Source organism: Azospirillum cavernae (assembly GCF_003590795.1).
Classification (GTDB): domain Bacteria; phylum Pseudomonadota; class Alphaproteobacteria; order Azospirillales; family Azospirillaceae; genus Azospirillum; species Azospirillum cavernae.
Window position 1 is genome coordinate 1,129,678 of record NZ_QYUL01000002.1, and the last position, 26,531, is coordinate 1,156,208.

Genomic DNA, 26,531 nt, shown 5'->3' on the forward strand with positions numbered 1-26,531 from the left:
GCATTGACCATCATGACCGACATCGTTCTCAGCGCCCGCAAGGGGGCCGTCGTCACCCTGACCCTGAACCGCCCCGAAAAACTCAACGCCATCGACTTCGCCACCATCGAGCGGTTGCACGCCCTGCTGGATGGAATCGAGGCCGACGAGTCGGCGCGCGCCGTCATCCTGACCGGAGCCGGGGAGCGCGCCTTTTCCGCCGGGGCCGACATCCGCGAATTTTCCACCACGGTCTGGGCCGGGCCGGAAACCGCGCTGCGGGAGTTTGTCCGGCGCGGGCAGCGGTTGACCAGTCGCCTGGAATCCTTCCCCAAGCCGATCATCGCCGCCGTCAACGGGCTGGCCTTTGGCGGCGGTTGCGAGGTGACGGAGGCCGTGCCGCTCGCCATCGCCAGCGAGCGGGCGCTGTTCGCCAAATCGGAAATCAAGCTGGGCTTCCCGCCGCCCTATGGCGGAACCCAGCGGCTGCCCCGCCTGATCGGGCGCAAGCGGGCGTTGGCCATGCTGCTGACCGGCGACAGCGTCAGCCCGCAAGAGGCGCTGGCCGCCGGGTTGGTCAATCGGGTGGCGCCGCACGACCAGTTGCTCGACGCCGCGCAGGAGCTGGCCGAACGGATCGCGGCGATGCCGCCGCTGGCCGTCGCCGCCTGTCTGGCCGCGACGACGCGGGGGCTGAATCTGTCGATTGACGAGGGCTTGGCGGTCGAGGCCAGCCAGTTCGCCCGCGTCGCCGCCACCCAGGACATCCGCGAGGGGATTTCCGCCTTTTTGGAAAAGCGCCCGGCCCACTTCACCGGGCGTTGAGCGGGGGGCGTTTAGACCTGAAACAGCTCCAGCACCGCGCCGGAGGAATCCAGACCGGCGCACACCAGATGGCCGCCAAAGCCGCAACCGCCGTCCAGCGAGACTCCGACCGTTCCGGCGGACACGCCCTGTTGGGCCGGGTCAAAGCCGCGCACCACCCGGTTGAAGGCGCCATAGGGGCTGACGAGTCGGGAAAACGCGCCGCCGCCCCACCAAAAGGCGTCGCCCTGCTCGCCCAAGGGGCGGGTAGGGTCAAGACCGGCGCTGACCAGCAGCACGCCGCCCTCGCCGCCCGCCGCCGCGTCGGAGCCGTCGGCGTTGCCGGTGTAGGCGGCGCGGCGCAGGGCGTTGAACAGGGCGTCATGGCCGGGATGGGCCTGCATGGCTTGGCGCAGCTCGCGCGTCCAGCGGCCCAGCATCACCGCGCCGCCGCGCGCGGCGGCCATGCCCGCTTCCGGCGTGCCGCCATAGGCGGCCAGCGTCGGGCCAAGCCCCTGCTTCAGCATCCAGTCGAGCACATGGCGGGGATCGGGGGCGAAATGGAGTTGCAGCAGCTTCTGCCACATCTCTTCCTGCGCGCCGCGCAGATAGACGATGTCGGACGCCAGCATGCCCGGCACGCCCAACAGAGCGCAACGAAAGGACAGCAACTGGTCCATGGTTTCGATCACCCGGTCGCCGCGACCGATCATGTTGCCGAGATAGACCAGCCGGTCGCCGGGGCGGAAACGCTGGGCGATGGCGTGGTGCATCGCGTCCAGATGATCGGGCTGGGCGTGGATGGCCCCGATGGCCCAGATGTGCCGGGGACGCCCGAGAACGGCAAAGCGGGTGTCGGCAATTTTCTGCTGGTCAGCCATGCCTGTGCAAACGCCCACACTCTGCCGGGGAAGATTCCGCAGCGGAGTGTAGGCGTGTCGCGCGACAGAAACAAAGCTGAAAAGAGAAACCGGAAGCGCGGCTTAGCGACACAATCAATCAAGCTGAGCCGCGCCGGTTTTCAACGCATTTGACGCAAAGACCAACTAAGATCAAGCGGCCTTGGACAACACCGATTCCAGACGCTCGGTCGCCTTCGTCTCGTCGATCATTTCGACGGCGGCCAATTCGCGGGCCAGACGCTCCAGCGCGGCCTGATAGATTTGGCGTTCGCTGTAGGACTGGTCGGACTGGTCGGCGCCACGGTACAAATCGCGCACCACCTCGGCGATGGAGACCGGATCGCCCGAATTGATCTTGGCCTCATACTCCTGAGCGCGGCGGCTCCACATGGTGCGGCGGACGCGCGAACGGCCTTGCAGAGTCTCCAGCGCGACCTTGATCCGGTCCTTGGTGGACAGGCGGCGCAGGCCGGAGTTGCGGGCCTTCGGCACCGGAACCTTGAGCGTCATCCGCTCTTTCTCAAACGTGATCGCGTAAAGCTGAACCTCAAGGCCAGCGATGCTGTGGGTTTCGATCCCTTCGACTCGACCGACGCCATGAGCCGGATAAACGACGAAGTCGCCGGCTTCGAAGTCAAGCTTGTTCAACATGTGGGTTGGCTCTCACTTCTCGCGATCACGCCATTTTGCCGCCCCGGTGGAAGGGACGAAAAAAGACCTTGAGACGGTTGTGGCGCCGTGGGGATGGGATCCATCCACGACGATCGCAAACATCGGTTCGGTCCTTGGACGTTGGGAAAACCGGCAATGGCGCGAAGGCCGGCTCCGGGCGCGCATTATAGCGATGTTACGCCCAAGTTACAAAGGGAACGCGCAAGCCGCCGGACGGTTTTATCCACCGTCCGACCATGGCCGACCCGTCCATTTTGCATGGCAACATATTTGGCGGACGGGGGTGAAACCGCCGCGACTCCGTACTTAGGCGCCGGAACCCGGCTTGGGCGACAGCAGATCGAGCTTGCCGGATTTGCCCTTCCACTCGTCGGCGTCGGGCAGGGCGTCCTTCTTGCGCGTGATGTTCGGCCATTTCGTGGCGTAATCGCGGTTCAGCTCCAGCCACTTGGTCGCGCGGTCGTCGGTGTCGGGGACAATCGCCTCGGCCGGGCATTCCGGCTCGCACACGCCGCAGTCGATGCATTCGTCCGGGTGGATCACCAGCATGTTCTCACCCTCGTAGAAGCAATCCACGGGGCAGACCTCGACGCAGTCGGTGTACTTGCACTTGATGCAATCGTCGGTGACGACGTAAGGCATGATGTTCTCTCTCCGCTGTTCCAGCCGAACGATTCGGATCCGTCTTATCCGAGGAAGCCGCGCCGGATTGCCAACCCGCGCCTCCCTAGCACGCCGTCGCGAGCCTCTTCAACCCTGTGTGTGGTGTGGGCGCTTGCGTCGCGGGATGTTCGGACACCGCGTCCAGGAAGGCGCGCAGGCTGGCCGTCTCGACGCCGTCGGCGCGGCGGACGAACAAGGTGGGCATCCGGGCCAGGGAGTCGGGCAGCGGTCGCCAGGCCAGCGTGCGGCGCCACGGCTCGCGCTCCACCACCGAACGCGGCATGACGGTGACGCCCATGCCCGCCCCCACGCATCCCAATATGGCGTCGAGCGAGCCGAATTCCATGACCCGGTACGGCACCCGCCCGGCGTCGCGCATCGCCATCTCCGCCCGCCCGCGATAGGCGCAGGAGCGAGCGAAGCCGATCAGCGTGCGGCGCCCGGACTCGCTGGTCAGACCGGATACGGGTTCGACCAACACCAACTCTTCGTCAAAGACCGGAACGGCGATCAGATCGGGGTGATCGACCGCCCCGCCGACAAAGGCCCCGTCGATCCGACCGGCCAGAACCTCGATCAACAGCGTCTCGGTCGGGCCGGGGGCGATGGTCAACTCAACCGTCGGGTGATCGGCGTGAAAGCGCGCCAAAATCGGCGGCAGGCGCACCGCCGCCGTCGATTCCATGGCGCCGATGGCCAGCCGCCCGCCACGCCCGGCGGCGTCGGCCACCGCGTCGCGCGCCTGGGCGACCAGCCGCAGCACGCGGTCGGCGTAATCGGCCAGCACCCGCCCTGCCGGGGTCGGGGCCATGCCCCGGCTCATTCGATGGAACAGATCGACGCCCAGATCCTCTTCCAGCCTTTTGATCCGCGCCGTCACGTTCGACTGGACGCAATGCAGCGTTTCCGCCGCGCGGCTGACGCTGCCGGTGTCGGCCACCGCCTTGACGACGCGCAACCCTGCCAGATCCATGCCCGCTTCCTTTCCGCCGCCCATGCCCTGCCGCCGACGGGGCCGCCTGCTTTTTGCGCAGATCTCCCATCACTGAAAGTGGAGTGTATCATCAGAACAATTCATTGGAAATGAGTGGCGAGCCGCGATCATGATGGTTGGCGACACCAAGTTTTTCCTTACGGCCACAGGCGGATCCCACCATGTTTCGCGTGCTCATCGGCGGCGTCATCGCGCTCGCCATCGCCATGGGGGTGGCGCGCTTCGCCTTCACCCCGATCCTGCCCGCGATGCAGGCGGCGACCGGCTTGGGGGCCGATGGGGCGGGCTTCCTCGCCTCGCTGAATTATCTGGGTTATTTCCTGGGGGCGCTGGGGGCCGGGCTGGTCCCGCATGGCCCCGTCCGCACTGCCGTCTTCCGCGCGGCGCTGGCGTTGAGCGTCGGCAGCACGGCGGCGATGGGGCTGGATTTCGGCGACGCCGAATCCGCGATGTTGCCCTGGAGCGTTTTGCGTTTTGTCTCCGGCGTGTCGAGCGCCGGGATTTTCATTCTGGGCATCGCCATGGTGCTCGACACGCTGGTTCGCGCGCAGGGCGAACGCTGGGCCGGGTGGCTGTACACCGGGGTTGGGGTGGGCATCGCCTCGTCGGGGCTGTTCGTGGCGCTGATTGGGGGGCGGCTGAGCTGGACCGGCGATTGGTTGGCGTTGGGCGGGATCTGCGCGGTGGCTGGGTTGTTCCCTGCGCTGTGGGTGACGGATCCGCCGCCGGTGGCTGCGCCGCCGGTTTCTGGGGCGGACGCGGGCGGTGGCAAGGCGGCGGCGCTGTCGCTTCCCTTGCTGCTGCTGACCGTCGCCTATTTCCTGGAGGGCGGCGGCTACATCGTGTCGGGCACCTTCCTGGTGTCGATTCTCAAGACCATGCCGGAAACCGCCGCCGTCGGTCAGGCGGCCTGGATCGTCGTCGGGTTGGGCGCCATGGGGGCGGGGGTGTTTTGGGCGGCGGTGGCCCGACGCTTCGGCTCCTGGTGGGCGTTGATCCTGGCCCATCTCGCGCAGACCGTCGGCATCCTGCTGCCGATGACCGGATCGCCGGTGGCGGCGGTGCTGTCGGCCCTGCTGTTCGGCGGCACCTTTGTCGGCATCGTCTCGCAGGCCTTCGCGCTGGGCCGCTCGCTGTCCAGTGGCGGCGCGGCGCGGGTGGTCGGGGCGCTGACCGCCGTCTATGGGGTCGGGCAGATCATCGGACCGCTGCCCGCCGGGCTGGTGGTGGCGCGCACCGGCAGCTTTGACTCCGCCTTGCTGGGGGCCGCCGCCGCCGTGGTGCTGGGCGCGCTGTTGCTGGCGCTGGGGGCCTGGATTGCCGGGCGGCAAGCGCGGGTGAGGGCGGTGGCGTCGATGGGCGCGGCGTCGTAAGGGGTAGGCGTCGGACTGCGACAATACGCGTCCGTTTCCATAACCCGCCGTCGCTTCCGCCGATCATCCGCTTTGGTTACAGTTCCCCCGCACCGCACAACCGACTGTGCGGGACAACAAAATGGGGGAATCATGAAACGCAAGCTCGTCCCGGACGTCGTCAAGTCGCAGGAACTGATTCTGGTGTCGGAAGACACCTCGGTCGCCACCGTGTCGAAGATGATGGCCGACAACAACATCGGCGCGGTGCTGGTGGTCAATCACGGCGCGCTGGTCGGCATCGTCACCGAGCGCGACCTGAACAACAAGGTTCTGTCGAAGGATCTGGATCCAGCGTCGGTCGAGGTCGCCAGCGTGATGACCCGCAATCCCGACACCCTGCCGCCCGACGCCGACGCGGTCGAGGCGTTGACCCTGATGCATTCCAAGCATTACCGCCATCTGCCGATCACCCAGGGCAAGCGCGCGGTCGGCATCGTGTCGATCCGCGACCTGTTCAAGGTGGCGTATGAGCATCTGATGGCCGAACAGGCGACGGCCTGAACCGTCGCCTGCTATTCAATTGGCTGGATCGGAACCCGGCGGGGCCTCAGTGCCCCGCCGCTTTCTTTCGGCGGGCCAACGCCATCAGGTTGAGCGATTCGACCAGCGCCGAGAAGGCGATGGCGAAATACAGATAGCCCTTGGGAATGTGGAAGCCGATGCCGTCGGCGACCAGCGCGACGCCGACCAGCAGCAGGAAGGACAGCGCCAGCATCTTCACCGTGGTGTGGCGGTTGACGAAATCGCCGACCGGACCGGAGGCGAACAGCATCACCGCCATGGCGATGACGACCGCCGCGATCATCACCGGCAGATGATCGGACATGCCGACCGCCGTGATGACGCTGTCCAGCGAGAACACGATGTCCAGAAACATGATCTGGATGACGACGGAGCGGAAGCTGGCGATTTTGGGCGCCGCCCCTTCCTCCTCATGGCCTTCGACCGTGTGGTGAATCTCCAGCGTGCCTTTGGCCAGCAGGAACAGGCCGCCGCCAATCAGGATCAGGTCGCGCCCCGACACCGCCCAGCCCAGAATGGTGAACATCGGTTGGGTCAGTTGCGCCACCCAGGCGATGGAAGCCAGCAGCATGAGGCGGGTCAGCAGCGCCAGCGCCAGACCGACCTGACGGGCCTTGTGCTGCTGGTGGGCGGGCAGCTTCGACGCCATGATTGAGATGAAGATGATGTTGTCGATGCCCAGCACGATTTCCAACGCGGTCAGCGTCAGAAGGCTGGCCCAGACATTCGGGTCGGCGAGCAGGTCGAACATGAGGCGGTGGCTCCGGGAAGCGCGGGAGGATGGGGAGCGGGCGCCGAAGGGCGTTCCCAGACCGCGACCACATGAGGGCGCGTTGACCGTCCTGCAAGAGGGCGCGGGAGAATTTCCGCGATCATCCGACAGGTTCAGGCCGACGACCTGTTCACGCGATGGCGCTCTGTGCGGGGAGTTTTAACCGTGGCGCGTTTTCGATCAAGCGCGATGGAGCGCCGGTGTTTTGGGCGCGGCGGGTATCGCCTGTTTTTGCGGCACAATTCCCTGCGCACAAAAAAACCGCCGCTAAGCCGGGAGGCCTAGCGGCGAGTTGAACAGGGAGGCTTCACGTCTGGGAGACGCTGGGTCGGGAGACCCAACCCCGGAGGGGATGCCCCCGGGACGAAACATCGAATGCTGCGTCGCAACATCCAATGATCGAAATTTGACCATTTCTCTGCCAAGTTTCCAGGCAAAAATACAGAAAACTACCATGCGCAACGCGCATGGCTTGCAGTGCTCTGAATCTGCGAACAAAAATGCCGAAACCAACCGGGTGGACGTTGGAAAGACGTCAACACCGGGTTGATTTCGGCAATGCTGTTACCAAGGGCGCAAAAAGGCGGCGGATCAGAAGGGCGTCTCTGCCACTTTTTTGACCAGAAAGTCGCGGAAGACCGCGATGCGCTTGGAATGGCGCAATTCTTCGGCATACACGAAATAGGCGTCCACTTTCGGCCCGTCCACGTCGGGCAGAACGCGCACCAGATCCTTGGCTTGGCCATCGACCAGAAAATCGGGCAAGGCGGCGATGCCCAGGCCGCTTTCGACCGCGCGGTAGATGGCGTAGACGCTGTTGACCTGAAGAATCGGGCGGCGGGCCGCCGACGGCTCGCCCACATCCATGATCCAGTTCACGTTCGGGATCGGCGCCCGCACGTCCGGCGGGTAGGCGATGATGTCGTGGCTGTCCAGATCGTTCGGCGTCTTCGGCGTCCCGCGTTTCTTCAGATAGCCCTGGCTGGCGTAGAGGTGGAAGCGGATCGACATCAGATGACGCTGAATGAGGTCCGGCTGGCGCGGCGTGTTCATGCGGATGGCGATGTCCGCCTCGCGCATGGCCAAATCCAGCTCGTCGTCGTCGATCAGCAGCGTCAGTTGAATGTCGGGGTAAATCGACATGAATTCGTTGATGCGCGGCGTCAGCCACGTCGATCCGAAGGCGACCGTCGTCGTCACCCGCAACGGCCCTTTGGGATGCTCCCGGCTTTCGGTCAGCATCGCCTCGGTCATCGAGAGTTTGGCGAAGACGTCGCGGGCGGTGCGGTGCAGCAGTTCGCCCTGTTCGGTGAGGATGAGGCCACGGGCGTGCCGGTGGAACAGGGGAACGCCCAGACTTTCCTCAAGCGCGCTGATCTGTCGGCTGACGGCCGACTGGCTGAGGTTCAGGGTCTCACCGGCGTGCGTGAAGCTGCCGGCTTCGGCCACCGCATGGAAGACGCGAAGCTTGTCCCAATCCATCATACTGTCCCGCTCTCGCGCGCGATGACGGAGAGCCTCCCATTTTTTGAAGGCGGCGCATAGCCGCCATGCATCTTTATAGCGGGAACGCGCCCGGAACGCACGCTCTACCGCGCGGGATTCGCACGAAAATTAATCATGATCGCCGGAGTTATTCTCATCCGAACCCGCAGCCTTTGCAGAGTTGCGTGGGGTGGCAGGTGCGAAATGTCGCAGCCTATGGCGGCGGATGGGTGCTTTTCATCACCCCTGGTTGCGAAATTAATAACCTGTAAACGGTAATAAAATTACTCTTCACGGATTGGTTGCTTTTGGGGAGCGCGCATCATGTCCGTGAAGCCCTTATCCGGGCAAACGCCCAATATTTTCACCACCACAACCCTGTCAAGCGCCTCGCTGTTCGTCAAGACGACGACCGCCAGCGGCGCGGCCAGCAAAGCGGCGACCTCGGCCGGGCCGGTCGACGCGGTGACGTTTTCAGCGAAGGCGCTGGCGTCCCTGAAGGGGCAAGCGGCCACTGCGGCGTCTCCAGCGGGGGCGGAAACCGCGACCGCTGCGGCGAAGACCACGGCGCCAGAGGCCGGATGGACGGGGCCTGCCATCCAGTTCAAACGACCGACCTTGACGCTTGAGGGCGACCAGCCCGCGTTCGCGCCGGGGGCGAATCAGGCGATCATGGATTATCACCGCGACAAGATGGCTCACCGTTTTGGGATGATGAGCAGCGTGCGCGAGGCGCTTGGCCTGTCGGCCAACATTGATGACGGTGGCGGCGTCGCCCTGACCGGCAAAATCGCGGATGTGATTGACAAGACGTTGGCGTTGGACGGCAAGGGCGGCCCCCAAAAGCCCCCGGAACTTCTGGCGCGGGAGGCGGCCCAGCAGGGGACGTCCGGCATGCCGGAGGGAACCGCCAAGACCTCCATGATTACGCTGTATCTGCCGGGAACGCAGGGGACCGGCAGCGAGCAGATTGAAATCATGATCGACGATTCGGCGATGGAAAAGCTCGCCGCGATGTCGCCCCAAGCGGTGAAGGACGGGTTGGTCGACATGCTGGGCGGCGGCGACGAGGCCAAAGCGGGCAACGCCGCCATGAAATCCGGCGCCTTCGGCAAATTCATGGAGGAGAACAAGGATTGGCACCCGGAATTCGCCTCGTCCAAGGCGCGATTCGGGCTGTTTGACCCGGACAAGGGCAACACGGCGCAGCCCATGCTGATGATCCAGTCGGAAAGCCGCCCCGACTATGTGCGCGACCATGTCGGCCAACTGGTGGATGGGGTGATGAAGTTGTTGCGCGGCGCGGCCCCGCCAGCCGCGACGGCGGCCACTTCGGAGGCTCCTGCGGCGGTCAAGGGCTGATCGGTCGCTGAGGCTCAGTCCGCCGCGTCGGTCAGGCGGGGTTTGGCGGCGTTGTCGTTGCCGATTCGGTGGCCGCTGATCTCCGCCCCGGCGTCGGCGGGCAGGCGCCAGAAAAACAGGCTGGAGACGCAGGCCAACGTCCCGACGATGGCGAAGGCCGGGACGAAGGCCGCCGCGTTCAGCGGCCCGCCGCTCCACAGCAGGGTCAGATGCAGGGCGCTGGCCCCCACCGCGACGCCAAGGCTGAGCGAGACCTGTTGCATCACCAGGGCCAGCGTGTTGGCGCGGCTGGTCTTGTCGCTGGGAACCTCGGCGTAGGTCAGGCTGTTGATGCCGGTGAATTGCAGGGAGCGAAAGAAGCCGCCCGCCAGCAAGGCCGCCAATATCAGCGTGTGCGGCGTGTCGGGGCGGAAGGCGCCATAGCCCGCCAGAATGACGCCGCTGACCAGGGCGTTGACCATCAGCACGCGGCGGAACCCGGCGCGGCGCAGGATCGGCCCGGCCAGCGCCTTCATCGTCAAGGCCCCCGCCGCCCCGGCGAAGGTCAGCGCCCCGGATGCAAAGGCGCTGAGGCCAAAGCCGATTTGCAGCATCACCGGCACCAGAAACGGAACCGCGCCGATGCCGACGCGGAACAGCGTGCCGCCAAAGATCGCCGCCGCGTAGGTCGGCAGGCGCAGCAGGGATGGGTCCAGCACCGGGCGCTCGACCCGGCGGGCGTGGCGCAGATAGAGCAGGGCGGCGGCCAGCGCCACCGCCAACAGGGCGACGACCGCCAGCGGCGGCAGCAGATCGCGCCCGACATTCTCGAAACCAAACATGAAGGCGGCGAGAGCGACGCCGCTCAAGGCGAAGCCGACGCCGTCGAAGGGGTCGCGGTTTTCTTCGCGGTGGTTGGGAATCAGGCTCAGGACCAGACCCAACCCCAACAGGCCGATGGGGATGTTGATGAAGAAGATCCAGCGCCAGGAGGCGTAGGTGCTGATGGCCCCGCCCACCAGCGGCCCCAGCGCCGGGCCAATCAGCGCGGGCAAGGTCATCCGCGCCATGGCGGCGACCAACTGGCCTTTCGGCACGCTGCGCAGCAGAATCAACCGCCCGACCGGCGCCATCATCGCCCCGCCGATCCCCTGGAGGATGCGGGCGGCGACCAGCTCCGCCAAGCCGTTCGACAGGCCGCACAGCACCGACCCGGCGGTGAACACCGCGATGGCCGACGCGAAAACCGTCCGCGCCCCGAAGCGATCCGCCGCCCAGCCGCTGAGCGGCAAGAACACCGCCAAAGCCAGCATGTAGGAGGTCATGGCCAGACTGAGGTGCAACGGATCCTCGCCCAGCGACCGCGCGATGTCGGGCAGGGCGGTGGCGATCACCGTCGCGTCCAGATTCTCCATGAACAGGGCGCAGGCGACGATCAGCGGAATGACGCGGGGGGAGGCGGCGCGGGGCATGGCGGGGAGACCGACGGCAACGGAGCGTTGTTTCCCAATCTGAGGCTATTCGCCGCAATGACCATCGCCGATGCCATGACCCAGACATGCGCGCGCGGTGGAGGACGCGCGCGCAGAACCTTGGGTGTGAGGGGGCAAGGCGCAGATCGCGTCCTGTCTGCCGCGCGTCAGGGCGTTTGCCGGGATGGCCGCTGATGGCTCGCCCTCCCCTGAGGAGCGCGGAGGATCGCCCAGCGGTCGGGCTTTCAGGGTATGGGCTCGGGGCGTCCAAAAACAAGTAATTCGCACACAAATACCCGAATTAAGAATTTTGATTCAATATAATACAATTTTTATTATTGACGATAAACAAGTTCCTTCCTCTATTCGAATGGGACTGGAAGTTGACGCCGATCATCGTCGGATGGGGAGCTTTCAGGGAAAACTTCATAAAATATCAATCGGGGGACCGTGATGGCCGAAAAAATTTTCGAGACAAAACAGATGACGGGAAACAGAGCTGTTATTGTTTATGGTCAAAATGAAAATATTATGACGTGGACCGGGCTGGACAGTGTCGTAAATGTCTCAAGCTCGCCCATGGATACATTTAATTTTCCTAGCGTAAAAACACAATTTAAGACATTAAGCGGGCCGTCGCTGGTTATGTTTCCTTCTGGAGGTGGCGGCTATCTAATTTGGGCTGCGCAGTCAAAGGTTGATGGTGGATACCAAATTTATTGCGCAGAGGTGCAGAGAGGCGCTGACGGAAAGCTGGTCGTTTCCACCACCAGCCAGGAGGTGATATCCGCCGTCAGCCTGGATGGGATTATCGCCGCGATGTTGGGCACTCAAAACGGACAGTTGGTCATCAACCTGGCGTGGCGGGATCCGCGCGAGCATTTGTGCCTGACCCAGTTCCAGCCTTGGAAAAAAATCCAGACAGGCTGGATGCAGATCCAACTTGATCAGAAGGCGTCCAGCGGTCCCGCCATGACCACGATCAACGGTCGTCCGATCATGACCTATTTCGACGAGAACAAACACCTCAACATCCTGCTGGCGTCGAGGAACACGATCAATTTCGACATTCATAACCGATTGATATTTAAGGAAATATCCAGCAAATTCGCTCCAGCTATGGTCATTCAGTCCGCTGGCATCGGGTATGTCTTTTGGGTTGACGGCAGTGACTCGAAATTGGCCTACAACCAGATCGGGATGAACTCCCGTGGCTCCGTCGTCTTGAACACGCAGGTGGAAGGGTCTGGCAAAATCAAAGACGCCGTCTCTATCGCCGCTCCTTCCGCCCGAATGGTCTCCCGTGAGCAGGATGATCGTCACGTGACGTTGTTGCAGGTCGTTTGGCCGCAAAGCAGCAAGGGAGACATCAAAGTTGCCGAGTTCGAGCCGCATTACACGGCGTTGACCTGAGGTGGGAGTCCGTCCGGTCCGGTCCGGCCTGCGCCGGACCAAAGGGCGGGCGCCGCATGATCGGACCCGGTCGCCGACATGGCCGGGTCCGGGCGTTCTTTCACACGCGCTCAGTCCTCTCCCGCCGCGAAGGCGACCGCCGCCGCCGTGTGCAGGGCGGTGGTGTCGAAGACCGGGAAATCGGGGCGGTCGCTCTGGTCGATCAGCAGGAAGATTTCGGTGCAGCCCAGAATGACGCCCTGCGCGCCGTGCGCGCGCAAATCATCGACGATCCCCAGATAGGCGGCCTTGGATTCGGGCCGCAAATCGCGGCGGACCAACTCATCGAAGATGATGCGGTCGATGGTGGCTTGGTCGTCGTCGGACGGCGTCATCAAATCGATGTCGAAACGATCCTTGAAGCGGGCGCGTAGAAGCTCCGATTGCATGGTCGCCCGCGTGCCGAGCAGCGCCACCCGCGTCAGCCCGGCGGCGCGGATCGCCGCGCCAGTCGGGTCGGCGATGTGGATGAAGGGGGTGGCGCGGCTCGCCATGATCGGTTCGACCACCCGGTGCATGGTGTTGGACGCGCACAGGATGACGTCGGCCCCGGCCCTTTCCAGCGCATCGATCTTTCCGGCTAGGTAACGATGAGCGCCGTCCCAGTCGCCGGAGCGGATGAAGCGCTGGATGTTGCCGAAATTGACGCTGACGATGACGATCTCGCCAATGTCCCAACCGCCGTAACGGGCGTTCAGCCCGGCGTTGAGCAGGCGGTAATAATCGGCGGTGGCTTGATCGCTCATGCCGCCCAGCACGCCGATGGTCTTTTGCGGCAGGGGGTGAGGCGTCGTCAGCGTCGTGGTCATCGGTCAGCGGCCTTTGAAGACGGGTTTGCGTTTGTCCAGGAAGGCGCGATAGCCCTCGCGGAAATCCTCTGTACCGAAACACTCGTAGCATTCGGCGATCTCGGCCTCGGTCAACGGCGCCGGGTTGGACAGGCGGTGAACGAAGCGCTTGTGCAGCGTGGCGGCCAGCGGCGCGCCAGCGGCGATCCGGTCGCAGGTCGCAACAATTTCGCTTTCAAAATCATCGTTGGAAACGACGCGGTGGACCAGCCGCTTGTCCTTGGCCTCGGCGGCGTCGAACACGCGGCCTTCCAGCAGGATTTCCATCGCGGCGGGACCGCCGGCGATGTCGTGGACCAGCTTCAGTTCCGGCAGGGCCATGGAAATGCCCAACCGGCTGACCGGCACGCCGAAACGGCTGTTGTCGGTGCAGATCCGCAGATCGCAGGCCAGCGCCAGGGCCAAGCCGATGCCGCAGCACGGCCCGTTGATCGCCGCGATCACTGGGTGGCGCAAGCGGCGCAGCCCGTCCAGCCCCTCGTCCATCAATACGCCGTAGGCGGCGCCCTGGTCCGGGCTGTCGCGTTCGCTGGCGAATTCGGAAATGTCGGCGCCGGGGCTGAAGGAGCGCCCGCCCGCCCCGCGCATCACGACGACGCGGACGGACTCGTCGGCCTCCAACGCCGCCAAATGACCAATCAGGTCATGCCACATCGGCTTGTCGACGGCGTTCAGCTTGTCGGGGTTGGTGAGGGTGAGGGTTGCGACCACGCCCTCGCGGTTCAAGGTGACGGCGCCGACCATGCGGTGTTCCTCCATGCGTTCCCGTATGGACGGCTGACCACAGGGAGTGGGGCGGCGTCAAGGGGGCGAGAAGCGCTGGGGCCTCGCTCTCAACCTTTTATAGCTTAGTTAAAATAAGGAGCGCACCTAACGATTCCACAGAACGCTTCTGCAAGCTGGTGGGAGAAATAGTGACACATACCTGATATGTGCTGACGTATTCTGATTGCTAAAACTTAATCCATATACGTCAACGCTTGACATTTTAGCACGATAACATTAGGTTCTTAGACGGTAGGCAACGCCGGGAACTCCGAGTCGCTAATTCGCTGCGGCAGTCGTGGCTAGCTCACGATGGTACAGGGGCCGGGGGCCTACCGCCTTTTTATCCAGTCTGGTGCACTGTAAATGTCAAATATGCGAGTCTGTTGAGCTGTTAATTCGGCCTTCTTAAGAGAAGGCAACAATTTTACTCCATAACCAAATCTCCGTCTATATTTGTCGCCATCTCTAGCCATCTCAACTTTGAAGGCTACAGTTTTTTTCAGCATCTTTGCGAATTGTGGGTCGCATTCACGGGTTGGAGTCTCTGCTACAGCTTGGTAGAATGCGCTCGCAACGACGTCGGCTAGCTGAAGTCCTGCCATGCTCTTATGGTCATAAGCAAATATTTCTTGATGATCTATCGCGGACCACCGAAGATCTCCAAATTTATTGTATAAAGAACCGCTGATACTCTGCCCGTGAAGCTTTATTAAATAATCGCGGAAATGATTGTAATTCATTCCTCCGCGTCGAGAAAATATAATGCGCAATTTCTGCGGGGATTTTTTATCTTTTAATGATTGTATTTCGCATTCCTCTGTCACGCGTTCCAAAAGACAGCGGACAGTCCACCAATATAAGAAATTCTTATCGCCCTCCGCGTACTCTGGTCTTCCTCGAATTTTCTCGTTGTAATAATTTTGCATGTTCTTTTTGTTTGACATCACAACAAAAGATCTAATCTTAGCCAGCGCTATTGCCTCGCAGGCGATTTTCTTTTTTGCGGGAATAAGGTCTCGATAATGTATATCCATGCGCTGCGAATTTTTAAACTGCGATACAATGCTTTTCACAGTGTCAAGCATCAGATGGTCGTTTTCCGCCCTGACTAAAAGGCAAGATACAATGAACCACTCTGATGATCCGTTCTCATAAAACGGATAGACGCGTTTCAACCCATCATCCCCAGCTTCGTCAATGTATGCAACATAATCAACAGACATGTTTTTCCTAATTATCTTAATGATAAGCCCACACCCTAGCGTAAGACAAAAACATATTTATGTCGAGTATTTTGCTCGCTAGGGTTACGAAATCGCGCAACGTGATCGGTAGCAAGTCCAAATTTCTGACAGTGATAGGGCAACAACCTGCAAAGTTCTATTGAACCTTTAATCAGGCCTCCATTTGAGGGTGGAAGAATACCCCCTACTTCCTCCGCTGAAACAAAACCTTGCCGTCCACCCGGGGCAGCAGGCGGATGGCGTAGGGGCTGGTCTGGGTCAGCGCCACCGCCTCGGTCGGGCCAGGCACCCGCTCGTGGTAGCCGACGCGCAGGCCGCCGTCCGTCGTCTGGGCGCCGTCGATGACCACGCCGAACCCGGCGCTGTCGCGGGGACCGAGGAAGACCGCCGCCGCCATGCGGTCGCCGGGCAGGCTGACCGGCGCGGCCTCGCCCACCCGCGCCCACAGGTCGTTCCACTCCTGCGCGGTGCGGGCGACGATCTGGGCACGTTCGGCGGCAAGGCTGCGGTCGCCCCGCCAATAGGTTCCGGCGGGGGCGTCGGCGGGAACGACGAGATCCGCGCCGCGATCCGATCCACTGGTTTGACAGGCGGTCAAGGACAGCGCGCCGAGCAACAGAAGGGGGAAGGAGCGGCGGCGGATCATGCGGGTCAAGCGCTCCGGGGCAGCAGCGTTTCGACCAGGGAGGCCCAATAGCTGGCCCCGGTGGTCAAAATCGCGTCGTTGAAATCATAATGCGGGTTGTGCAGGCGGCAGCCCGGCCCGCTGTGCCCGCCATGGCCAAGCCAGATGTAGGCGCCGGGCCGCTGCTGAAGCATATAGCCGAAATCCTCCGCCGCCATGGTCGGCGGCGGCGCCCAGACGACATTGTCCGATCCCACGACTTGGGCGGCGATCTCGGCGGCGCGGCGGGCCTCCGGCTCGGTGTTGATGGTGGCGGGGTAGCCGCCGGGGCGGATGTTGACCACCGCCTTCGCGCCGAACCCTTCGGCGATGCTGGTCGCCAGATGGGCGAGCTGGGTCTTGATGCGGCTGCGCGTCTGTTCGGAAAAGGTGCGCATGGTGCCGCGCAGCGCCGCGCTGTCGGGGATGACGTTGTAGGCGGTTCCGGCGTCCACCATGGTGATCGACAAAACGGCGCTGTCGGCGGGGTCGGTGCCACGGCTGATGAGGCTTTGCGCCGCCGTGACGATGTGGGCGGCGACCAGAACCGGGTCGATGCCCCGGTGCGGCATGGCGGCGTGCGCGCCGTGGCCGCTGACGATGATTTCAAACTGGTCGGCGGCGGCCATCACCGGGCCGGGATGGACGGCGATCTTGCCCGCCGCCAGTTCCGGCCAATTGTGCAGGCCATAGACCTGCTCGCAGTCGAATTGCTCGAACAACCCATCCTCGATCATCTTGCGACCGCCGCCCTGGCCTTCCTCGGCGGGCTGGAAGATGAAGTGGATGGTTCCGTCGAAATTGCGGGTTTCCGCCAGATAGCGGGCCGCCCCCAGCAGCATGGTGGTGTGGCCGTCATGGCCGCAGGCGTGCATCTTGCCGGGATGGCGCGAGGCGTAATCGAAGTCGTTCGCTTCCGGCATCGGCAGCGCGTCCATGTCGGCGCGCAGGCCGATGGCGCGCCCGCTGCCGGTTTCCAGCCCTTTCAGCGTGCCGACGACGCCGGTTTTAGCCAGACCGCGATGCACCGTGATGTTGCCGAATTCCGCCAGCTTGGCGGCGACGATGTCGGAGGTGCGGTTTTCCTCGAACCCCAATTCGGGATGGGCGTGGATGTCGCGCCGCCAAGCGGTCATGTCGGTCTGGAGCGCGGCGATCTTGTCGATGATGGGCATGTCTCGAAACGCTTCTTTTTGCGATGCTTGTGTGGGAAAGGCCCGGTTTTCACGCGGGCGATGGTCAGTCGGGAACCTGCATGCCGCGTTGCACCGCCGGACGCGCGGCGACAAGGTCGTGCCAGCGCTTCAGGTTGGGGAAACGATCCAGCAGGCTGCCGCCCGCGACCGCCGCCGCCGCGATGAAGGGGAAACAGGCGATGTCGGCGATGGAAAAGCTGTTGGCGAGATGCTCGACCGCGCCCAGACGTTCGTCCAGCGCGCCGTAGCAGCGCATCAACTCGCCCTTGTAAAGGTCGATGGCGTAGGGGATCTTTTCCGGGGCGCGGACGGAAAAGCGCAGCATGTCCACCGCCGTCGGCCCCAGATCGCTGATGCCCAGCATGAACCAGCTCATCGCTTCGGCCTTGTCGTCCAGGCTGTCGGGAATGAGGCGTCCGGTGCGTTCGGCGAAATGCAGCATGATCGCGCCCGATCCGAACATCCGCCGGACCTTGCCGCCGGGCAGCTCTTCGACCAGCGCCGGGATCTTGGTGATCGGGCTGATCGCCAGAAAATCGGGCCGCTTGTTCTCCCCCGCCTGCAAATCGACCCGGTGGACCTTGTAGGTCACGCCGAGTTCTTCCAACAGGATGGACGCCTTGCGTCCGTTGGGCGTGGGGAAGGTGTAGAGCGTAATCATCGGAGCCGGTTCCTCCCGCCGCGAACAGGGTGACGCGGCTGCATGCGTCACTCTGGCCGATTTGTCGGCGCAACGCCAGAGGGCGCCGCTGGGGAATTGCCGCGCGCAGGTAAGGATACATTTTCATAAAATGCCGAATAATTTTGTGCGAGAGCGCGCAGGACTCCCCCCGTCCCCCCGTATGTCTGGATATCAGGGCGCCTTTCGGTCAACCGCCGCCGGACGCCAGGCCATTTCCCGGGGGGCATCCGGCCATGATTTCCTCACTCGGCAGTTACGGGAGCAGCGGCACGACGTCGATGCTCCAAAAGTTCTTCTCCAAGGCGGACGCGAACAGCGATTCGTCCCTGTCGAAGGACGAGTTGGTCAGCTCCCTCAGCAAATCCGACAAAACGTCGAGCGTCAGCGGCGGCAAGCTGTCCTCGGCGGTCGATGATCTGGTCAGCAGCCTGGATTCAGACTCGAACGGCTCGCTCAGTTCGACGGAGTTCAGCTCCTTCGCCAGCCAGTTCGACTACAGCAGCGGCAGCACACTGTTGGCGGCGCAAGAGGCCAGCAGCCAGCAGCGCTTCCAAAGCTTTTACTCCAGCCTGGACAGCGACAGCAGCGGCGGCGTCAGCCAGGACGAGTTGAGTTCGGCGATGTCCTCGGCCCTGTCCTCCTCGGGATCATCGTCGTCGTCCTCTTCCAGCGCATCTTCCAGCACGGCGGCGTCGGAGCTGTTCAGCAGCCTGGACAGCGACAGCGATGGATCGGTGTCGAGCGACGAATTGTCGAGCGCGATGAAGGCGGCGGAAAGCCAACGCCGCCCGCCGCCGCCGCCCGCGAACGATCAGACCTCGGCGTCGGACAGCTCGTCCGACCCGTTCCAGAGTCTTTACTCCAGCCTGGACAGCGACAGCAGCGGCGGCGTCAGTCAGGATGAGCTGAGTTCGGCGGTGTCGTCCTACCTGTCCTCCTCCGAACAATCCTCCTCGACCGACAGCAGCGCGCTGTCGTCCGACCTGTTCAGCAGTCTGGACAGCGACAGCGATGGATCGGTCTCGCAGGATGAGTTGAGCAGCGCCCTGAAGGCCGCCGAGAGCCAGCGTCCGCCGCCGCCGATGGGGCCGCCGCCCGCCAACGACGCCGGATCGTCGAGCGACACGGCGTCGAGCGACTCCGCCACGTCGAGCAGCTCGTCGACGTCGAGCGCGTCGTCCACCGCCTCGGCCAGTTCGTCCAGCACCTATGATCCTCTGGACACCAACCAGGATGGTTACGTGTCGGCGGAAGAGCGGCTGGCGGGCGCGACCGGATCGACCAGCCAGCAAAGCGGCGTGAAATCCAGCCGCCTGAGCAGCGACACCCTGCGCTTCCTGATGAGCAGCATGAACGAAGTCGCGGCGTAACGCGGCTCAACCCAACGTTTTTTGGGACGGAAACGGAAAAGGGGCTGATGGCGCTTCACCATCAGCCCCTTTCCGTGCCGGGATCGTTCGGACGTCAACCGCCCGGCGCTTTAAGCCCAACCTTACACCGCCCGGCTGTGCCGCCCGGCGCCGCTGGCCAGATGGGTGTCGAAGCGGGCGGCGACGATCCGCATCAGCGGGCGCGCGGCCTCCGGCACATGGACGCGGCGGCCTTCGATCACCGCGACGCCGTCGGCGACCAGATCGGCCATGTCGGCCAATTCGGCGTCGAACAGGCTTTCCTCCTGGCCATGGGCCTTGGCGACGGCCCCGGCGTCGACCGACAGGTCGCACATCAACCGCATAATCAAATCGCGGCGCAAACGGTCGTCGTCGGTCAGGGCGATGCCCTTGGCGGTCGGCAGGCGGCCTTCCTCAATCGCCGTTGCGTATTGGTCGAACGGCACGGCGTTCTGGACATAGCCCTGCGGCAGCGCCCCGATGGAGGACGCGCCAAAGCCCAACAGAACCTCCGCGTCGTCGGTGGTGTAGCCCTGGAAATTGCGGCCCAGACGCCCTTCCTCCTGCTGGATCGCCAGCTCGTCGCCGGGGCGGGCGAAATGGTCCAGCCCGATGGCGCGGTATCCGGCGGCGTCCAGCGTGTCGGCGATGGCGGCGAACTGCTCCCAGCGGCCCAGCGTGTCGGCGAGAACCGACTCGTCGATCTTCTTCTGGTGCGTCTTCATCCACGGCACATGGGCGTAGCCGAAGACCGACAGGCGATCCGGCGCCATCTCCAGCGCGATTTCGGCGGAGCGGGCAACGCTTTCCACAGACTGGTGCGGCAGGCCGTACATCAGATCCAGATTGACGTTGTCGATGCCCGCGTCGCGCAGCCAGCCCAGCGCTTGCTCGGTGGTTTCGCGCGGCTGCACGCGGTTGATCGCCTCTTGCACCGTCGGGTCGAAATCCTGCACGCCGAGCGAGGCGCGGTTGACTCCGGCGCGGCCCAGAGCCGCCGCCATCGCCGCCGTCAGGGTGCGCGGGTCGATCTCGATGGCGAGTTCGGCGTCGGCGGCGACGTCGAACCGGCTTCGCATCAGGTCGAACAGCGGCCCGACATCCTCGGGGGCCATCATGGTCGGGGTGCCGCCGCCGAAATGGATGTGGCGCACCGCCAGCCGACCAGGGATGCGGTCGGCCACCATGGCGATCTCGCGGCGCAGATGGCCGAGATATTCGGCGATCGGGGCGTAGCGCGCGACGATCTTGGTGTGGCAGCCGCAGTACCAGCACATCTGGTGGCAGAAGGGGATGTGCAGATAAAGCGAGCCGGAGCGGCTGAGGTCCATCGCCTCCAGCCAGCCGCCATAGACGTCGGCGTTCACGGCGGGGGTGAAGTGCGGCGCCGTCGGGTAGCTGGTGTAACGCGGCACCCGCAGCCCGTCATATTTGGCGAGCAGGGCGGCGTCCACCGACGCGGCGGAGGAGCGGGCCAGGGACCGGGCGGCGACGGGGGAGGAGGCGAGTGCGTTCATGGGCGACAGAGTGCCGCAGGCGGGGCGGATCTTTCCTTGATCCACGTCAAGCTTTGGAGAGCGTTTTGCGGAGGTTGCTTACGGATCCGGCGGGCGTCCGCCCAGCCGCTCCTCCAGATGCGCGTGCAGCAGATTGACGTTCATCCGGTTGGCCTTGAACGCGACGTCAAAGATCGTGCCGATCACCGGAACCGACCCGAACAGCCAGTCGATCCCGACATTCAGCAGCATCCGCAGGATCAGCGATTTCGGCACGTCGAAGCGCGTGGCCTCATAGACGATCCACAGCGAGACGAAGGCCGTCAGCGTGTCGCCGACCACCGGGGCCAGACTGGCCAGCCCATCCAGGCCGATCCGCACGCGGATGATGGGAATCCGCCAACGCGTGTCCATCAGGCGGGCCAGCCAACGCAGCCGCTCCAGCCGCCGGAAATCGACGGCCATCGGCGGGCGGGGCCGGTCGGCGGGAAAACCGGCGGCGGCGGCGCGGCGGCGGGCGCGGGTGAGGTTCATCGGCGACACCGGACGGGGGCGGGGCAACCTGAACAAGATGGGGCGCGCGCGCCGACGCGCCAATGGCGCGCAAGCGCATAGGCGGTCTGGCGAGGGGCTTTACCGGCGCGTGGTCGAACCCGCCCCCAGCAACAGCAGATACCCGACCAGGGCCGAGGCGATGGAGCCGGTCAGCACGCCCAACCGCACCGCCACCGTGTGGGCCGGGTCGGGGAAGGCCAGCGTGCCGATGAACAGGCTCATGGTGAAGCCGATGCCGGTCAGCACGGCGACGCCATAGACCTGCGTCCAGGACGCCCCGGCGGGCAGGCGGGCCAGACCCGACCGCACCGCCAGCCAGACGGCCAGATACACCCCGACCTGCTTGCCGATGAACAGGCCCAGCGCGATGCCCAGCGGCACCGGGGCCAGCAGGCTCGCCGGGGTGATCCCGGCCAGCGGCACCCCGGCGTTGGCCAGGGCGAAGATCGGCATGATGGCGAAGGCGACCCAGGGGTGCAGCGCGTGCTCCAGCCGCAGCAGCGGGGCCTCGTCAAGCGCGCGCTGCGCGCTGCGCACGGGATCGCGCAAGGGGATGGCGAAGGCCAGCGCCACCCCAGCCAGCGTGGCGTGAACGCCCGACTTCAGCACGCAGACCCACAGGACCAGCCCCAGCAGCATGTAAGGCGTCAGCGACCGCACCCCGGCCCGGTTCAGCAGATACAGGCCCAGTCCGGCCAACCCCGCCAGACCCAGCGCCAGCGGGACAAAGCCGTGGCTGTAAAACACCGCGATGATCACGATGGCGCCCAGATCATCCATGATCGCCAGCGCCAACAGGAAGATGCGCAGGCTGGCGGGAACCCGCGCGCCCAGCAGCGCCAGAACGCCGACGGCAAAGGCGATGTCGGTCGCCGCCGGAATGGCCCAGCCCTGCAACGCCCCCGGCTCGTTCTGGGCGAAGGCGCAATAGACCAGGGCCGGGGCCGCCATGCCGCCCAGCGCGGCGATGCCGGGCAGCATCGCCTTGGCCCGGCTCGACAGCTCGCCCTGCAAGACCTCGCGCTTGATCTCCAACCCGACCAGCAGGAAGAAGATCGCCATCAAGCCGTCGTTGATCCACAGGATCAGCGGCTTGTCCAAGCCGACCCCGCCCGCCGTCATGGTGACGGGCATGGCGAGCGCCGCCTCGTACAACGGCGCGGCGGGGGAGTTGGCCAGGATCAGGGCCAGCGCCGCCGCGATCATAAGAGCCACGCCGCTGGCGCTTTCGGTTTTCAGGAAGGCGCCAACGCGCGACAAGCTCATCTCTCGTGCCTCGGATGGGGAAGGGGCTGTTTGGATGTAAGGCGAATGGCGGCGGGTTGAAAGCGGAACCGGCGGTTGGTGGGGGGCCGCCCGTCGAATCCGGGTCAGCGGCGAAGTGACGCGCCGGGCCGCCGTGATCGTTTCTTTTGAAAGGATATCAAGGGCCAACCCGGGGGAAACCCAGCCGGGGCGGTCATTGTGCGTCTGCGTCTATGCGGTTTGGCGAGTCGCGTTCGATCCAAAAGAAAATCAGAATATACGCAAGACAAAAAGAAGACCGCCGTCACGGCCCTCGGCCCTTTCGCTGAGGGGAATGTCCGGGATGGTCGCGGCGAGCGGCGCCTCACCCATGGGAGGACCATCATGAACAATCTCTATTGCGCCTGCTGTGGGCGACCCTTTGTCCGCCTGTCGGCGCGCGGGCCGACTCCCTGCTATTGCTCGCGCGATTGCCGTTTGCAGATGGCGGCGCGGCGTCGCGCTTGGTTGGCGGTCGCCGCGCCATCCGCCCAAACGGCCAGCCCGCCGGGCGCGGCCAACGCCAGTCAACCATCTGTTGTGTGGGAGTGGGAGCGCGCGAACGCGGGGCGGCGCGTCGCCTGAAACGCGGCGGCGTCGCGGGGCAGGATGAAATCGGTCGATTTGAAATGATTCTGTCACCGAGACCATGCTCTTTGGTCCGGTGCCGGAAAATCCGACATACCCCCCTTCAAGGGACGCGCGGGCATCCCCATGTGCAGACGCATCCCTAGACCTGATGGTTGCTGCGATCATGACTGAGAACACCCGACCTACCACCGTTTCCCCGACGTCTGTTGTGCCGACCAGCGGCGTTTCAGCGTCGGGCGCACGGCGTTTGACCGCCGTGGCGGTTGCTTTGATGATGGCGCTGTCGGCGGGAAGCGCTGACGCCCGCGCCGCGAAAAGCACGTCGTCCGGCAGCCGTGGGGAGCGCACCACCAGCGCCCCGGCGGCCACCAACACGGCGCCGAGCACGGCGGCCCCGATGGAGCGCACCGCCGCCCCGGCCGCTCAGCCCGGCGCGCAGCGTCCGACCGCTCCGGCGGCGGCTCCGGCCCAATCCGGCGGTTTCTTCCGGGGCGGCGGCTTTATGTCCGGCCTCATGGGCGGTCTGATTGGCGCGGGCATCGGCGCGATGCTGTTCGGCGGCGGTTTCTTCGAGGGGTTGGGCAGCTTCGCCGGAATCCTCGGTTTCATCCTTCAGATCGCCGTGGTCGCCCTCCTGGTGCGTTTGGCGGTGGGGTTCTTCCGCAACCGTTCCGCCCGCGCGTCGGGCGCGCCGCTGGGGGCCACCCCGGCTTATGCCGGCGGCCCGCTCAATCGCGACGCGACGGAGGCCGGTTTCAACCCGCAGCAAGGCGGCGGCCCGCTGGGCGCTGGTTCGCTTGGAGGTGGTTCGACCGGCCGCGCCGCGTCGCGCCAGCCCGACGAGATCGGCGTGCAGCCTGCGGATTATGAAGCGTTCGAGCGGCTGCTGGTCGGCGTTCAAACCGCCTATGGCCGTGAGGACCTCGATGAGCTGAACCGTCTGGCGACGCCGGAAATGCTGTCTTATTTCAGCGGCGATCTGGCCGACAACAAGGCCAAGGGCGTCGTCAACAAGGTGTCGGACGTCGCGCTGTTGCAGGGCGATTTGTCGGAAGCCTGGCGCGAGGGCAACGTCGAATACGCCACGGTGGCGATGCGCTTCTCGCTGATCGACGTCACGCTGGACCGCGCGTCGGGCCGCGTGGTGGAGGGCGACGCCAGCCGCCCGTCCGAGGCGACGGAGCTGTGGACCTTCGTCCGTCCGCTGGGCGGCGCCTGGCATCTGTCGGCGATCCAGCAGACCCGCTGACGGGCGCAGGGATAGGGTTGAAAAAAGAACGCCCCGGCTGTCAGGCCGGGGTGTTTTTTTGTGGTCGGTTTGTTGTCGGGTCGGTTTGTTGGAGACGGGACAAACCGACCGCCGTCCGACGTGCGACGGCGACCGTTCCGACCAAGCGCGGACGCCTGCCGCTCAGTAGCGGTTGGTCCAATCCGGTTCGCGGCGAGCCGCCACGGACTCGTCTTCCGGGTCGGTCAACCAGCGGGGATCCTCCGCGTGGAGCGGCAGTTGCCGGGCGAACTCCGCAGTGTCCGCGTCGCGGCGCTGCTTCAACAAGCGGTCGGCCAAATGTGCGGGCAGCATGGCAGGTCTCCTTTTGAGCGCCGGGGAAAGTCCGGGATCGACCCTGTGGTCGAGCTTGGTTTTCCCCGTCCTGTTTGCCTGGAACCGTAACTCGCAAGTTCCAGGCCAGCCGTGATTTGCGTCACACGAGTCCATGACACACGAGCAATCCTCTACAAAAGGTTTATGCGGACTGGGGGACGTCGCCCCGGCCCGATAAAGGCGATGCTGTGCTTTTGCCGCGCCGGTGATGAGATGTGGTTCCCTTCCGCGCCATTCCAACCCATAGTCGCCTCAGCCCAGACCTGCGGCTGCTTTTGTTCTCAAGGATCGCGCTCGACCCATGCACAGCACCATCGCCCCTGAAACCTGCCCCACTTGCCTAAAGCTTCAGCATTTGTGCGTTTGCGAGGCGGTGGAGCCGATTCGGACTCGCACTTTCCTTCTCGTTTTGCAACACCCGCAGGAAAAACGCGAAAATTTGGGAACGGCGCAGATCGCCCATCTCCAGTTCCCCAACTCCGCTCTAAAGGTGGGGTTGAGCTGGCCGAATCTGAAACGCATTCTGGGGCATGAGGTGGATTACAAGCGCTGGGGCGTCTTGTATCTCGGCCCGGTCAAAGCCGACGCGCCGAAGGCGACGCGGGAGGTGGCTGTGGTCGACAAATCCGGCGCGCCGCAAAAGGACAGCGACTCGGTGCTGGGCGGTTTGGAGGGCGTCATTGTGCTGGACGGCACTTGGAGCCAGGCCAAGACCCTGTGGTGGCGCAACGCGTGGCTGCTGAAATGCCGCCGCGTCGTGCTGAACCCCAACTTCACCTCGCTGTATGGGCAGGCCCGCAAGGAGCCGCGCCGCGACAGCGTGTCGACGCTGGAGGCGAGCGCCTTCCTGCTGTCGCGGCTGGAGGCCGACCCGACGATCATGGATCGGGCGTTGAAGCCCTTCGCCCTGCTGCTGAAGAAGGTCCGGACGCCGCGCCCGCGCCCCGGTCCGACGGCGCCCGAGGCCGCGCCGGACGGTGACGAGGTCGGCTGAGACGGCGTGAGGCCGGGGGGATGAATTGTCTGTGAACAAACGGTTCCCCGGTTGACGGCGGGCGGGTTGGGCGCGTCCAATGTCGGCCCGCTTCCCCGCCGCGTTCCGGTTGCGGCGCGCTGTTTCGGATGAGCCTGCAAGAGAGAGCATCATGGCCAGCGATTTTGTTCCCTTCGGTTTGACCGTCTGCGGCCTTGACGAGTTGGAGGGCTTCGGCGCCGCCGGGGTCAGCCATGTCCTGTCGATCCTCGACCCCGACCACCCGGAACCGACGGCCTTCGGCGCCTATGGCGAGCATCAGCGCTTGGAGCTGCGCTTCAACGACATCATCGACCTGACGCGCGGGCAGATCGCCCCGGAGAAGGCTGACGTTGAGCGCATCCTGGCTTTTGGCCGCGATCTGCTGGCCGAGCCGGTGGAGTGCCGCCATCTGCTGGTCCATTGCCACGCGGGCATTTCCCGCTCCACGGCGGCGCTGACGATGATTTTGGTTCAGGCCCGTCCCGAACGTCCGGCGGCGGAGGCGATGGCCGCTGTCGCGGCGATCCGAAGCAAAGCTTGGCCCAATCTGCGGATGATCGAGTTCGCCGACGCCCTTCTGGGCCGCGACGGCGATCTGATCGCCGCCGCCCGCGCCCGTCACCTGACGCTGGGGCGGCAGCGGCCCGAACTGGTGCAGTTCATGATCGACAATGGTCGGATCCGCGAGGTCGAGGATCTGATCGACTGAACGCGCGGCGGT

Annotated in this window: 27 protein-coding genes; 10 read left to right on the forward strand and 17 right to left on the reverse strand. The window is 64.6% G+C overall.

Going from position 1 to position 26,531, the window contains the following annotated elements; all coding sequences use genetic code 11:
• The first annotated feature begins 12 nt into the window (after positions 1 to 12).
• Positions 13 to 804, forward strand: coding sequence for a crotonase/enoyl-CoA hydratase family protein (locus tag D3877_RS16695; RefSeq protein WP_119832505.1), 792 nt, complete (start codon positions 13 to 15; stop codon positions 802 to 804).
• 11 nt (positions 805 to 815) lie between these two features.
• Here D3877_RS16695 and D3877_RS16700 read toward each other — a convergent pair whose 3' ends face one another.
• The 4 genes from D3877_RS16700 to D3877_RS16715 all read right to left on the reverse strand — a co-directional run bounded on the left by D3877_RS16700 (position 816) and on the right by D3877_RS16715 (position 3,993).
• Entirely contained in the window at positions 816 to 1,664 is an 849-nt protein-coding gene (locus D3877_RS16700; protein WP_119831845.1) for a hypothetical protein, read from the reverse strand.
• Between the two features lie 171 nt (positions 1,665 to 1,835).
• Positions 1,836 to 2,336 (reverse strand): CarD family transcriptional regulator, encoded by a 501-nt coding sequence (locus tag D3877_RS16705; RefSeq protein ID WP_119831846.1) that lies wholly within the window; start codon positions 2,334 to 2,336, stop codon positions 1,836 to 1,838.
• A 327-nt stretch (positions 2,337 to 2,663) separates the two neighbouring features.
• Positions 2,664 to 2,999 carry a ferredoxin FdxA gene (gene fdxA, locus D3877_RS16710; RefSeq protein ID WP_119831847.1) on the reverse strand — a complete coding sequence of 112 codons (336 nt, stop codon included), beginning with the start codon at positions 2,997 to 2,999 and terminating at the stop codon, positions 2,664 to 2,666.
• Positions 3,000 to 3,084: 85 nt separating this feature from the next.
• A complete protein-coding gene (locus D3877_RS16715) occupies positions 3,085 to 3,993 on the reverse strand; it encodes a LysR family transcriptional regulator (protein ID WP_119832506.1) in 909 nt (302 codons plus the stop codon).
• A gap of 182 nt (positions 3,994 to 4,175) precedes the next feature.
• Here D3877_RS16715 and D3877_RS16720 point away from each other — a divergent pair, with 182 nt between their 5' ends.
• Positions 4,176 to 5,387, forward strand: coding sequence for a YbfB/YjiJ family MFS transporter (locus D3877_RS16720; RefSeq protein WP_119831848.1), 1,212 nt, complete (start codon positions 4,176 to 4,178; stop codon positions 5,385 to 5,387).
• A gap of 132 nt (positions 5,388 to 5,519) precedes the next feature.
• On the forward strand, positions 5,520 to 5,930 hold the full coding sequence (locus D3877_RS16725; RefSeq protein ID WP_119831849.1) for a CBS domain-containing protein: 411 nt from the start codon (positions 5,520 to 5,522) through the stop codon (positions 5,928 to 5,930).
• A gap of 46 nt (positions 5,931 to 5,976) precedes the next feature.
• On the opposite strand, the gene D3877_RS16730 is transcribed toward D3877_RS16725, so the two are convergent.
• The gene (locus D3877_RS16730; RefSeq protein WP_119831850.1) at positions 5,977 to 6,702 is read right to left on the reverse strand and encodes a TerC family protein; all 726 of its coding nucleotides are present in this window, start codon (positions 6,700 to 6,702) and stop codon (positions 5,977 to 5,979) included.
• A 612-nt stretch (positions 6,703 to 7,314) separates the two neighbouring features.
• On the reverse strand, positions 7,315 to 8,205 hold the full coding sequence (locus D3877_RS16735; protein ID WP_119832507.1) for a LysR family transcriptional regulator: 891 nt from the start codon (positions 8,203 to 8,205) through the stop codon (positions 7,315 to 7,317).
• Positions 8,206 to 8,532: 327 nt separating this feature from the next.
• Between D3877_RS16735 and D3877_RS16740 the strand changes: the two genes are divergently transcribed.
• Positions 8,533 to 9,570, forward strand: a complete 1,038-nt coding sequence (locus D3877_RS16740) for a hypothetical protein (RefSeq protein ID WP_119831851.1) — start codon at positions 8,533 to 8,535, stop codon at positions 9,568 to 9,570.
• Between the two features lie 14 nt (positions 9,571 to 9,584).
• Here D3877_RS16740 and D3877_RS16745 read toward each other — a convergent pair whose 3' ends face one another.
• Positions 9,585 to 11,021: a DHA2 family efflux MFS transporter permease subunit gene (locus tag D3877_RS16745; RefSeq protein WP_119831852.1), complete on the reverse strand. Its 1,437-nt coding sequence runs from the start codon at positions 11,019 to 11,021 to the stop codon at positions 9,585 to 9,587.
• 453 nt (positions 11,022 to 11,474) lie between these two features.
• On the opposite strand from D3877_RS16745, the gene D3877_RS16750 reads away from it, so the two are divergent.
• Positions 11,475 to 12,434, forward strand: coding sequence for a hypothetical protein (locus D3877_RS16750; protein ID WP_147395211.1), 960 nt, complete (start codon positions 11,475 to 11,477; stop codon positions 12,432 to 12,434).
• A 110-nt stretch (positions 12,435 to 12,544) separates the two neighbouring features.
• Here D3877_RS16750 and D3877_RS16755 read toward each other — a convergent pair whose 3' ends face one another.
• The 6 genes from D3877_RS16755 to D3877_RS16780 all read right to left on the reverse strand — a co-directional run bounded on the left by D3877_RS16755 (position 12,545) and on the right by D3877_RS16780 (position 17,854).
• Complete coding sequence (locus D3877_RS16755; protein ID WP_119831854.1) at positions 12,545 to 13,282, reverse strand: aspartate/glutamate racemase family protein; 738 nt, start codon at positions 13,280 to 13,282, stop codon at positions 12,545 to 12,547.
• A 3-nt stretch (positions 13,283 to 13,285) separates the two neighbouring features.
• The gene (locus D3877_RS16760) at positions 13,286 to 14,065 is read right to left on the reverse strand and encodes an enoyl-CoA hydratase/isomerase family protein (RefSeq protein WP_119832508.1); all 780 of its coding nucleotides are present in this window, start codon (positions 14,063 to 14,065) and stop codon (positions 13,286 to 13,288) included.
• A 353-nt stretch (positions 14,066 to 14,418) separates the two neighbouring features.
• Complete coding sequence (locus D3877_RS16765; RefSeq protein WP_119831855.1) at positions 14,419 to 15,312, reverse strand: DUF3800 domain-containing protein; 894 nt, start codon at positions 15,310 to 15,312, stop codon at positions 14,419 to 14,421.
• 205 nt (positions 15,313 to 15,517) lie between these two features.
• On the reverse strand, positions 15,518 to 15,979 hold the full coding sequence (locus D3877_RS16770; protein ID WP_119831856.1) for a protease complex subunit PrcB family protein: 462 nt from the start codon (positions 15,977 to 15,979) through the stop codon (positions 15,518 to 15,520).
• Positions 15,980 to 15,984: 5 nt separating this feature from the next.
• Positions 15,985 to 17,172: a M20 aminoacylase family protein gene (locus tag D3877_RS16775; protein WP_119831857.1), complete on the reverse strand. Its 1,188-nt coding sequence runs from the start codon at positions 17,170 to 17,172 to the stop codon at positions 15,985 to 15,987.
• 64 nt (positions 17,173 to 17,236) lie between these two features.
• Complete coding sequence (locus D3877_RS16780; protein ID WP_119831858.1) at positions 17,237 to 17,854, reverse strand: glutathione S-transferase family protein; 618 nt, start codon at positions 17,852 to 17,854, stop codon at positions 17,237 to 17,239.
• Between the two features lie 254 nt (positions 17,855 to 18,108).
• Here D3877_RS16780 and D3877_RS16785 point away from each other — a divergent pair, with 254 nt between their 5' ends.
• Positions 18,109 to 19,245 (forward strand): EF-hand domain-containing protein, encoded by a 1,137-nt coding sequence (locus tag D3877_RS16785; protein ID WP_119831859.1) that lies wholly within the window; start codon positions 18,109 to 18,111, stop codon positions 19,243 to 19,245.
• A 122-nt stretch (positions 19,246 to 19,367) separates the two neighbouring features.
• Here the strand turns inward: D3877_RS16785 and hemN are convergent, their stop codons facing one another.
• The 3 genes from hemN to nhaA all read right to left on the reverse strand — a co-directional run bounded on the left by hemN (position 19,368) and on the right by nhaA (position 22,583).
• Entirely contained in the window at positions 19,368 to 20,783 is a 1,416-nt protein-coding gene (hemN, locus tag D3877_RS16790) for an oxygen-independent coproporphyrinogen III oxidase (RefSeq protein ID WP_119831860.1), read from the reverse strand.
• Positions 20,784 to 20,861: 78 nt separating this feature from the next.
• Complete coding sequence (locus D3877_RS16795; protein ID WP_119831861.1) at positions 20,862 to 21,296, reverse strand: DUF4112 domain-containing protein; 435 nt, start codon at positions 21,294 to 21,296, stop codon at positions 20,862 to 20,864.
• A gap of 99 nt (positions 21,297 to 21,395) precedes the next feature.
• A complete protein-coding gene (gene nhaA, locus D3877_RS16800; protein WP_119831862.1) occupies positions 21,396 to 22,583 on the reverse strand; it encodes a Na+/H+ antiporter NhaA in 1,188 nt (395 codons plus the stop codon).
• A gap of 363 nt (positions 22,584 to 22,946) precedes the next feature.
• Between nhaA and D3877_RS29485 the strand changes: the two genes are divergently transcribed.
• Together D3877_RS29485 and D3877_RS16805 are read left to right on the forward strand one after the other, a co-directional pair.
• The gene (locus tag D3877_RS29485) at positions 22,947 to 23,186 is read left to right on the forward strand and encodes a hypothetical protein (RefSeq protein WP_147395212.1); all 240 of its coding nucleotides are present in this window, start codon (positions 22,947 to 22,949) and stop codon (positions 23,184 to 23,186) included.
• 169 nt (positions 23,187 to 23,355) lie between these two features.
• A complete protein-coding gene (locus tag D3877_RS16805) occupies positions 23,356 to 24,441 on the forward strand; it encodes a Tim44 domain-containing protein (protein WP_119832509.1) in 1,086 nt (361 codons plus the stop codon).
• Positions 24,442 to 24,603: 162 nt separating this feature from the next.
• On the opposite strand, the gene D3877_RS30280 is transcribed toward D3877_RS16805, so the two are convergent.
• Entirely contained in the window at positions 24,604 to 24,774 is a 171-nt protein-coding gene (locus D3877_RS30280; RefSeq protein WP_199720829.1) for a hypothetical protein, read from the reverse strand.
• 322 nt (positions 24,775 to 25,096) lie between these two features.
• Between D3877_RS30280 and D3877_RS16810 the strand changes: the two genes are divergently transcribed.
• Together D3877_RS16810 and D3877_RS16815 are read left to right on the forward strand one after the other, a co-directional pair.
• Complete coding sequence (locus D3877_RS16810) at positions 25,097 to 25,789, forward strand: tRNA-uridine aminocarboxypropyltransferase (RefSeq protein ID WP_119831863.1); 693 nt, start codon at positions 25,097 to 25,099, stop codon at positions 25,787 to 25,789.
• Between the two features lie 151 nt (positions 25,790 to 25,940).
• The gene (locus D3877_RS16815; protein ID WP_119831864.1) at positions 25,941 to 26,519 is read left to right on the forward strand and encodes a tyrosine phosphatase family protein; all 579 of its coding nucleotides are present in this window, start codon (positions 25,941 to 25,943) and stop codon (positions 26,517 to 26,519) included.
• The last annotated feature ends 12 nt before the right edge of the window (positions 26,520 to 26,531 follow it).

Coding starts and splice junctions, on each gene's coding strand:
- D3877_RS16815 (WP_119831864.1), top strand. CDS start 25,941: ATGGCCAGCGATTTTGTTCCCTTCGGTTTGACCGTCTGCGGCCTTGAC.
- D3877_RS16755 (WP_119831854.1), bottom strand. CDS start 13,282: ATGACCACGACGCTGACGACGCCTCACCCCCTGCCGCAAAAGACCATC.
- D3877_RS16750 (WP_147395211.1), top strand. CDS start 11,475: ATGGCCGAAAAAATTTTCGAGACAAAACAGATGACGGGAAACAGAGCT.
- D3877_RS16805 (WP_119832509.1), top strand. CDS start 23,356: ATGACTGAGAACACCCGACCTACCACCGTTTCCCCGACGTCTGTTGTG.
- D3877_RS16715 (WP_119832506.1), bottom strand. CDS start 3,993: ATGGATCTGGCAGGGTTGCGCGTCGTCAAGGCGGTGGCCGACACCGGC.
- D3877_RS16810 (WP_119831863.1), top strand. CDS start 25,097: ATGCACAGCACCATCGCCCCTGAAACCTGCCCCACTTGCCTAAAGCTT.
- D3877_RS16735 (WP_119832507.1), bottom strand. CDS start 8,205: ATGGATTGGGACAAGCTTCGCGTCTTCCATGCGGTGGCCGAAGCCGGC.
- D3877_RS29485 (WP_147395212.1), top strand. CDS start 22,947: ATGAACAATCTCTATTGCGCCTGCTGTGGGCGACCCTTTGTCCGCCTG.
- D3877_RS16780 (WP_119831858.1), bottom strand. CDS start 17,854: ATGATTACGCTCTACACCTTCCCCACGCCCAACGGACGCAAGGCGTCC.
- D3877_RS16725 (WP_119831849.1), top strand. CDS start 5,520: ATGAAACGCAAGCTCGTCCCGGACGTCGTCAAGTCGCAGGAACTGATT.
- D3877_RS16740 (WP_119831851.1), top strand. CDS start 8,533: ATGTCCGTGAAGCCCTTATCCGGGCAAACGCCCAATATTTTCACCACC.
- D3877_RS16765 (WP_119831855.1), bottom strand. CDS start 15,312: ATGTCTGTTGATTATGTTGCATACATTGACGAAGCTGGGGATGATGGG.
- fdxA (WP_119831847.1), bottom strand. CDS start 2,999: ATGCCTTACGTCGTCACCGACGATTGCATCAAGTGCAAGTACACCGAC.
- D3877_RS16760 (WP_119832508.1), bottom strand. CDS start 14,065: ATGGTCGGCGCCGTCACCTTGAACCGCGAGGGCGTGGTCGCAACCCTC.
- D3877_RS16775 (WP_119831857.1), bottom strand. CDS start 17,172: ATGCCCATCATCGACAAGATCGCCGCGCTCCAGACCGACATGACCGCT.
- D3877_RS16785 (WP_119831859.1), top strand. CDS start 18,109: ATGATTTCCTCACTCGGCAGTTACGGGAGCAGCGGCACGACGTCGATG.
- D3877_RS16700 (WP_119831845.1), bottom strand. CDS start 1,664: ATGGCTGACCAGCAGAAAATTGCCGACACCCGCTTTGCCGTTCTCGGG.
- D3877_RS16795 (WP_119831861.1), bottom strand. CDS start 21,296: ATGAACCTCACCCGCGCCCGCCGCCGCGCCGCCGCCGCCGGTTTTCCC.
- hemN (WP_119831860.1), bottom strand. CDS start 20,783: ATGAACGCACTCGCCTCCTCCCCCGTCGCCGCCCGGTCCCTGGCCCGC.
- D3877_RS16770 (WP_119831856.1), bottom strand. CDS start 15,979: ATGATCCGCCGCCGCTCCTTCCCCCTTCTGTTGCTCGGCGCGCTGTCC.
- nhaA (WP_119831862.1), bottom strand. CDS start 22,583: ATGAGCTTGTCGCGCGTTGGCGCCTTCCTGAAAACCGAAAGCGCCAGC.
- D3877_RS30280 (WP_199720829.1), bottom strand. CDS start 24,774: ATGCTGCCCGCACATTTGGCCGACCGCTTGTTGAAGCAGCGCCGCGAC.
- D3877_RS16745 (WP_119831852.1), bottom strand. CDS start 11,021: ATGCCCCGCGCCGCCTCCCCCCGCGTCATTCCGCTGATCGTCGCCTGC.
- D3877_RS16720 (WP_119831848.1), top strand. CDS start 4,176: ATGTTTCGCGTGCTCATCGGCGGCGTCATCGCGCTCGCCATCGCCATG.
- D3877_RS16695 (WP_119832505.1), top strand. CDS start 13: ATGACCGACATCGTTCTCAGCGCCCGCAAGGGGGCCGTCGTCACCCTG.
- D3877_RS16730 (WP_119831850.1), bottom strand. CDS start 6,702: ATGTTCGACCTGCTCGCCGACCCGAATGTCTGGGCCAGCCTTCTGACG.
- D3877_RS16705 (WP_119831846.1), bottom strand. CDS start 2,336: ATGTTGAACAAGCTTGACTTCGAAGCCGGCGACTTCGTCGTTTATCCG.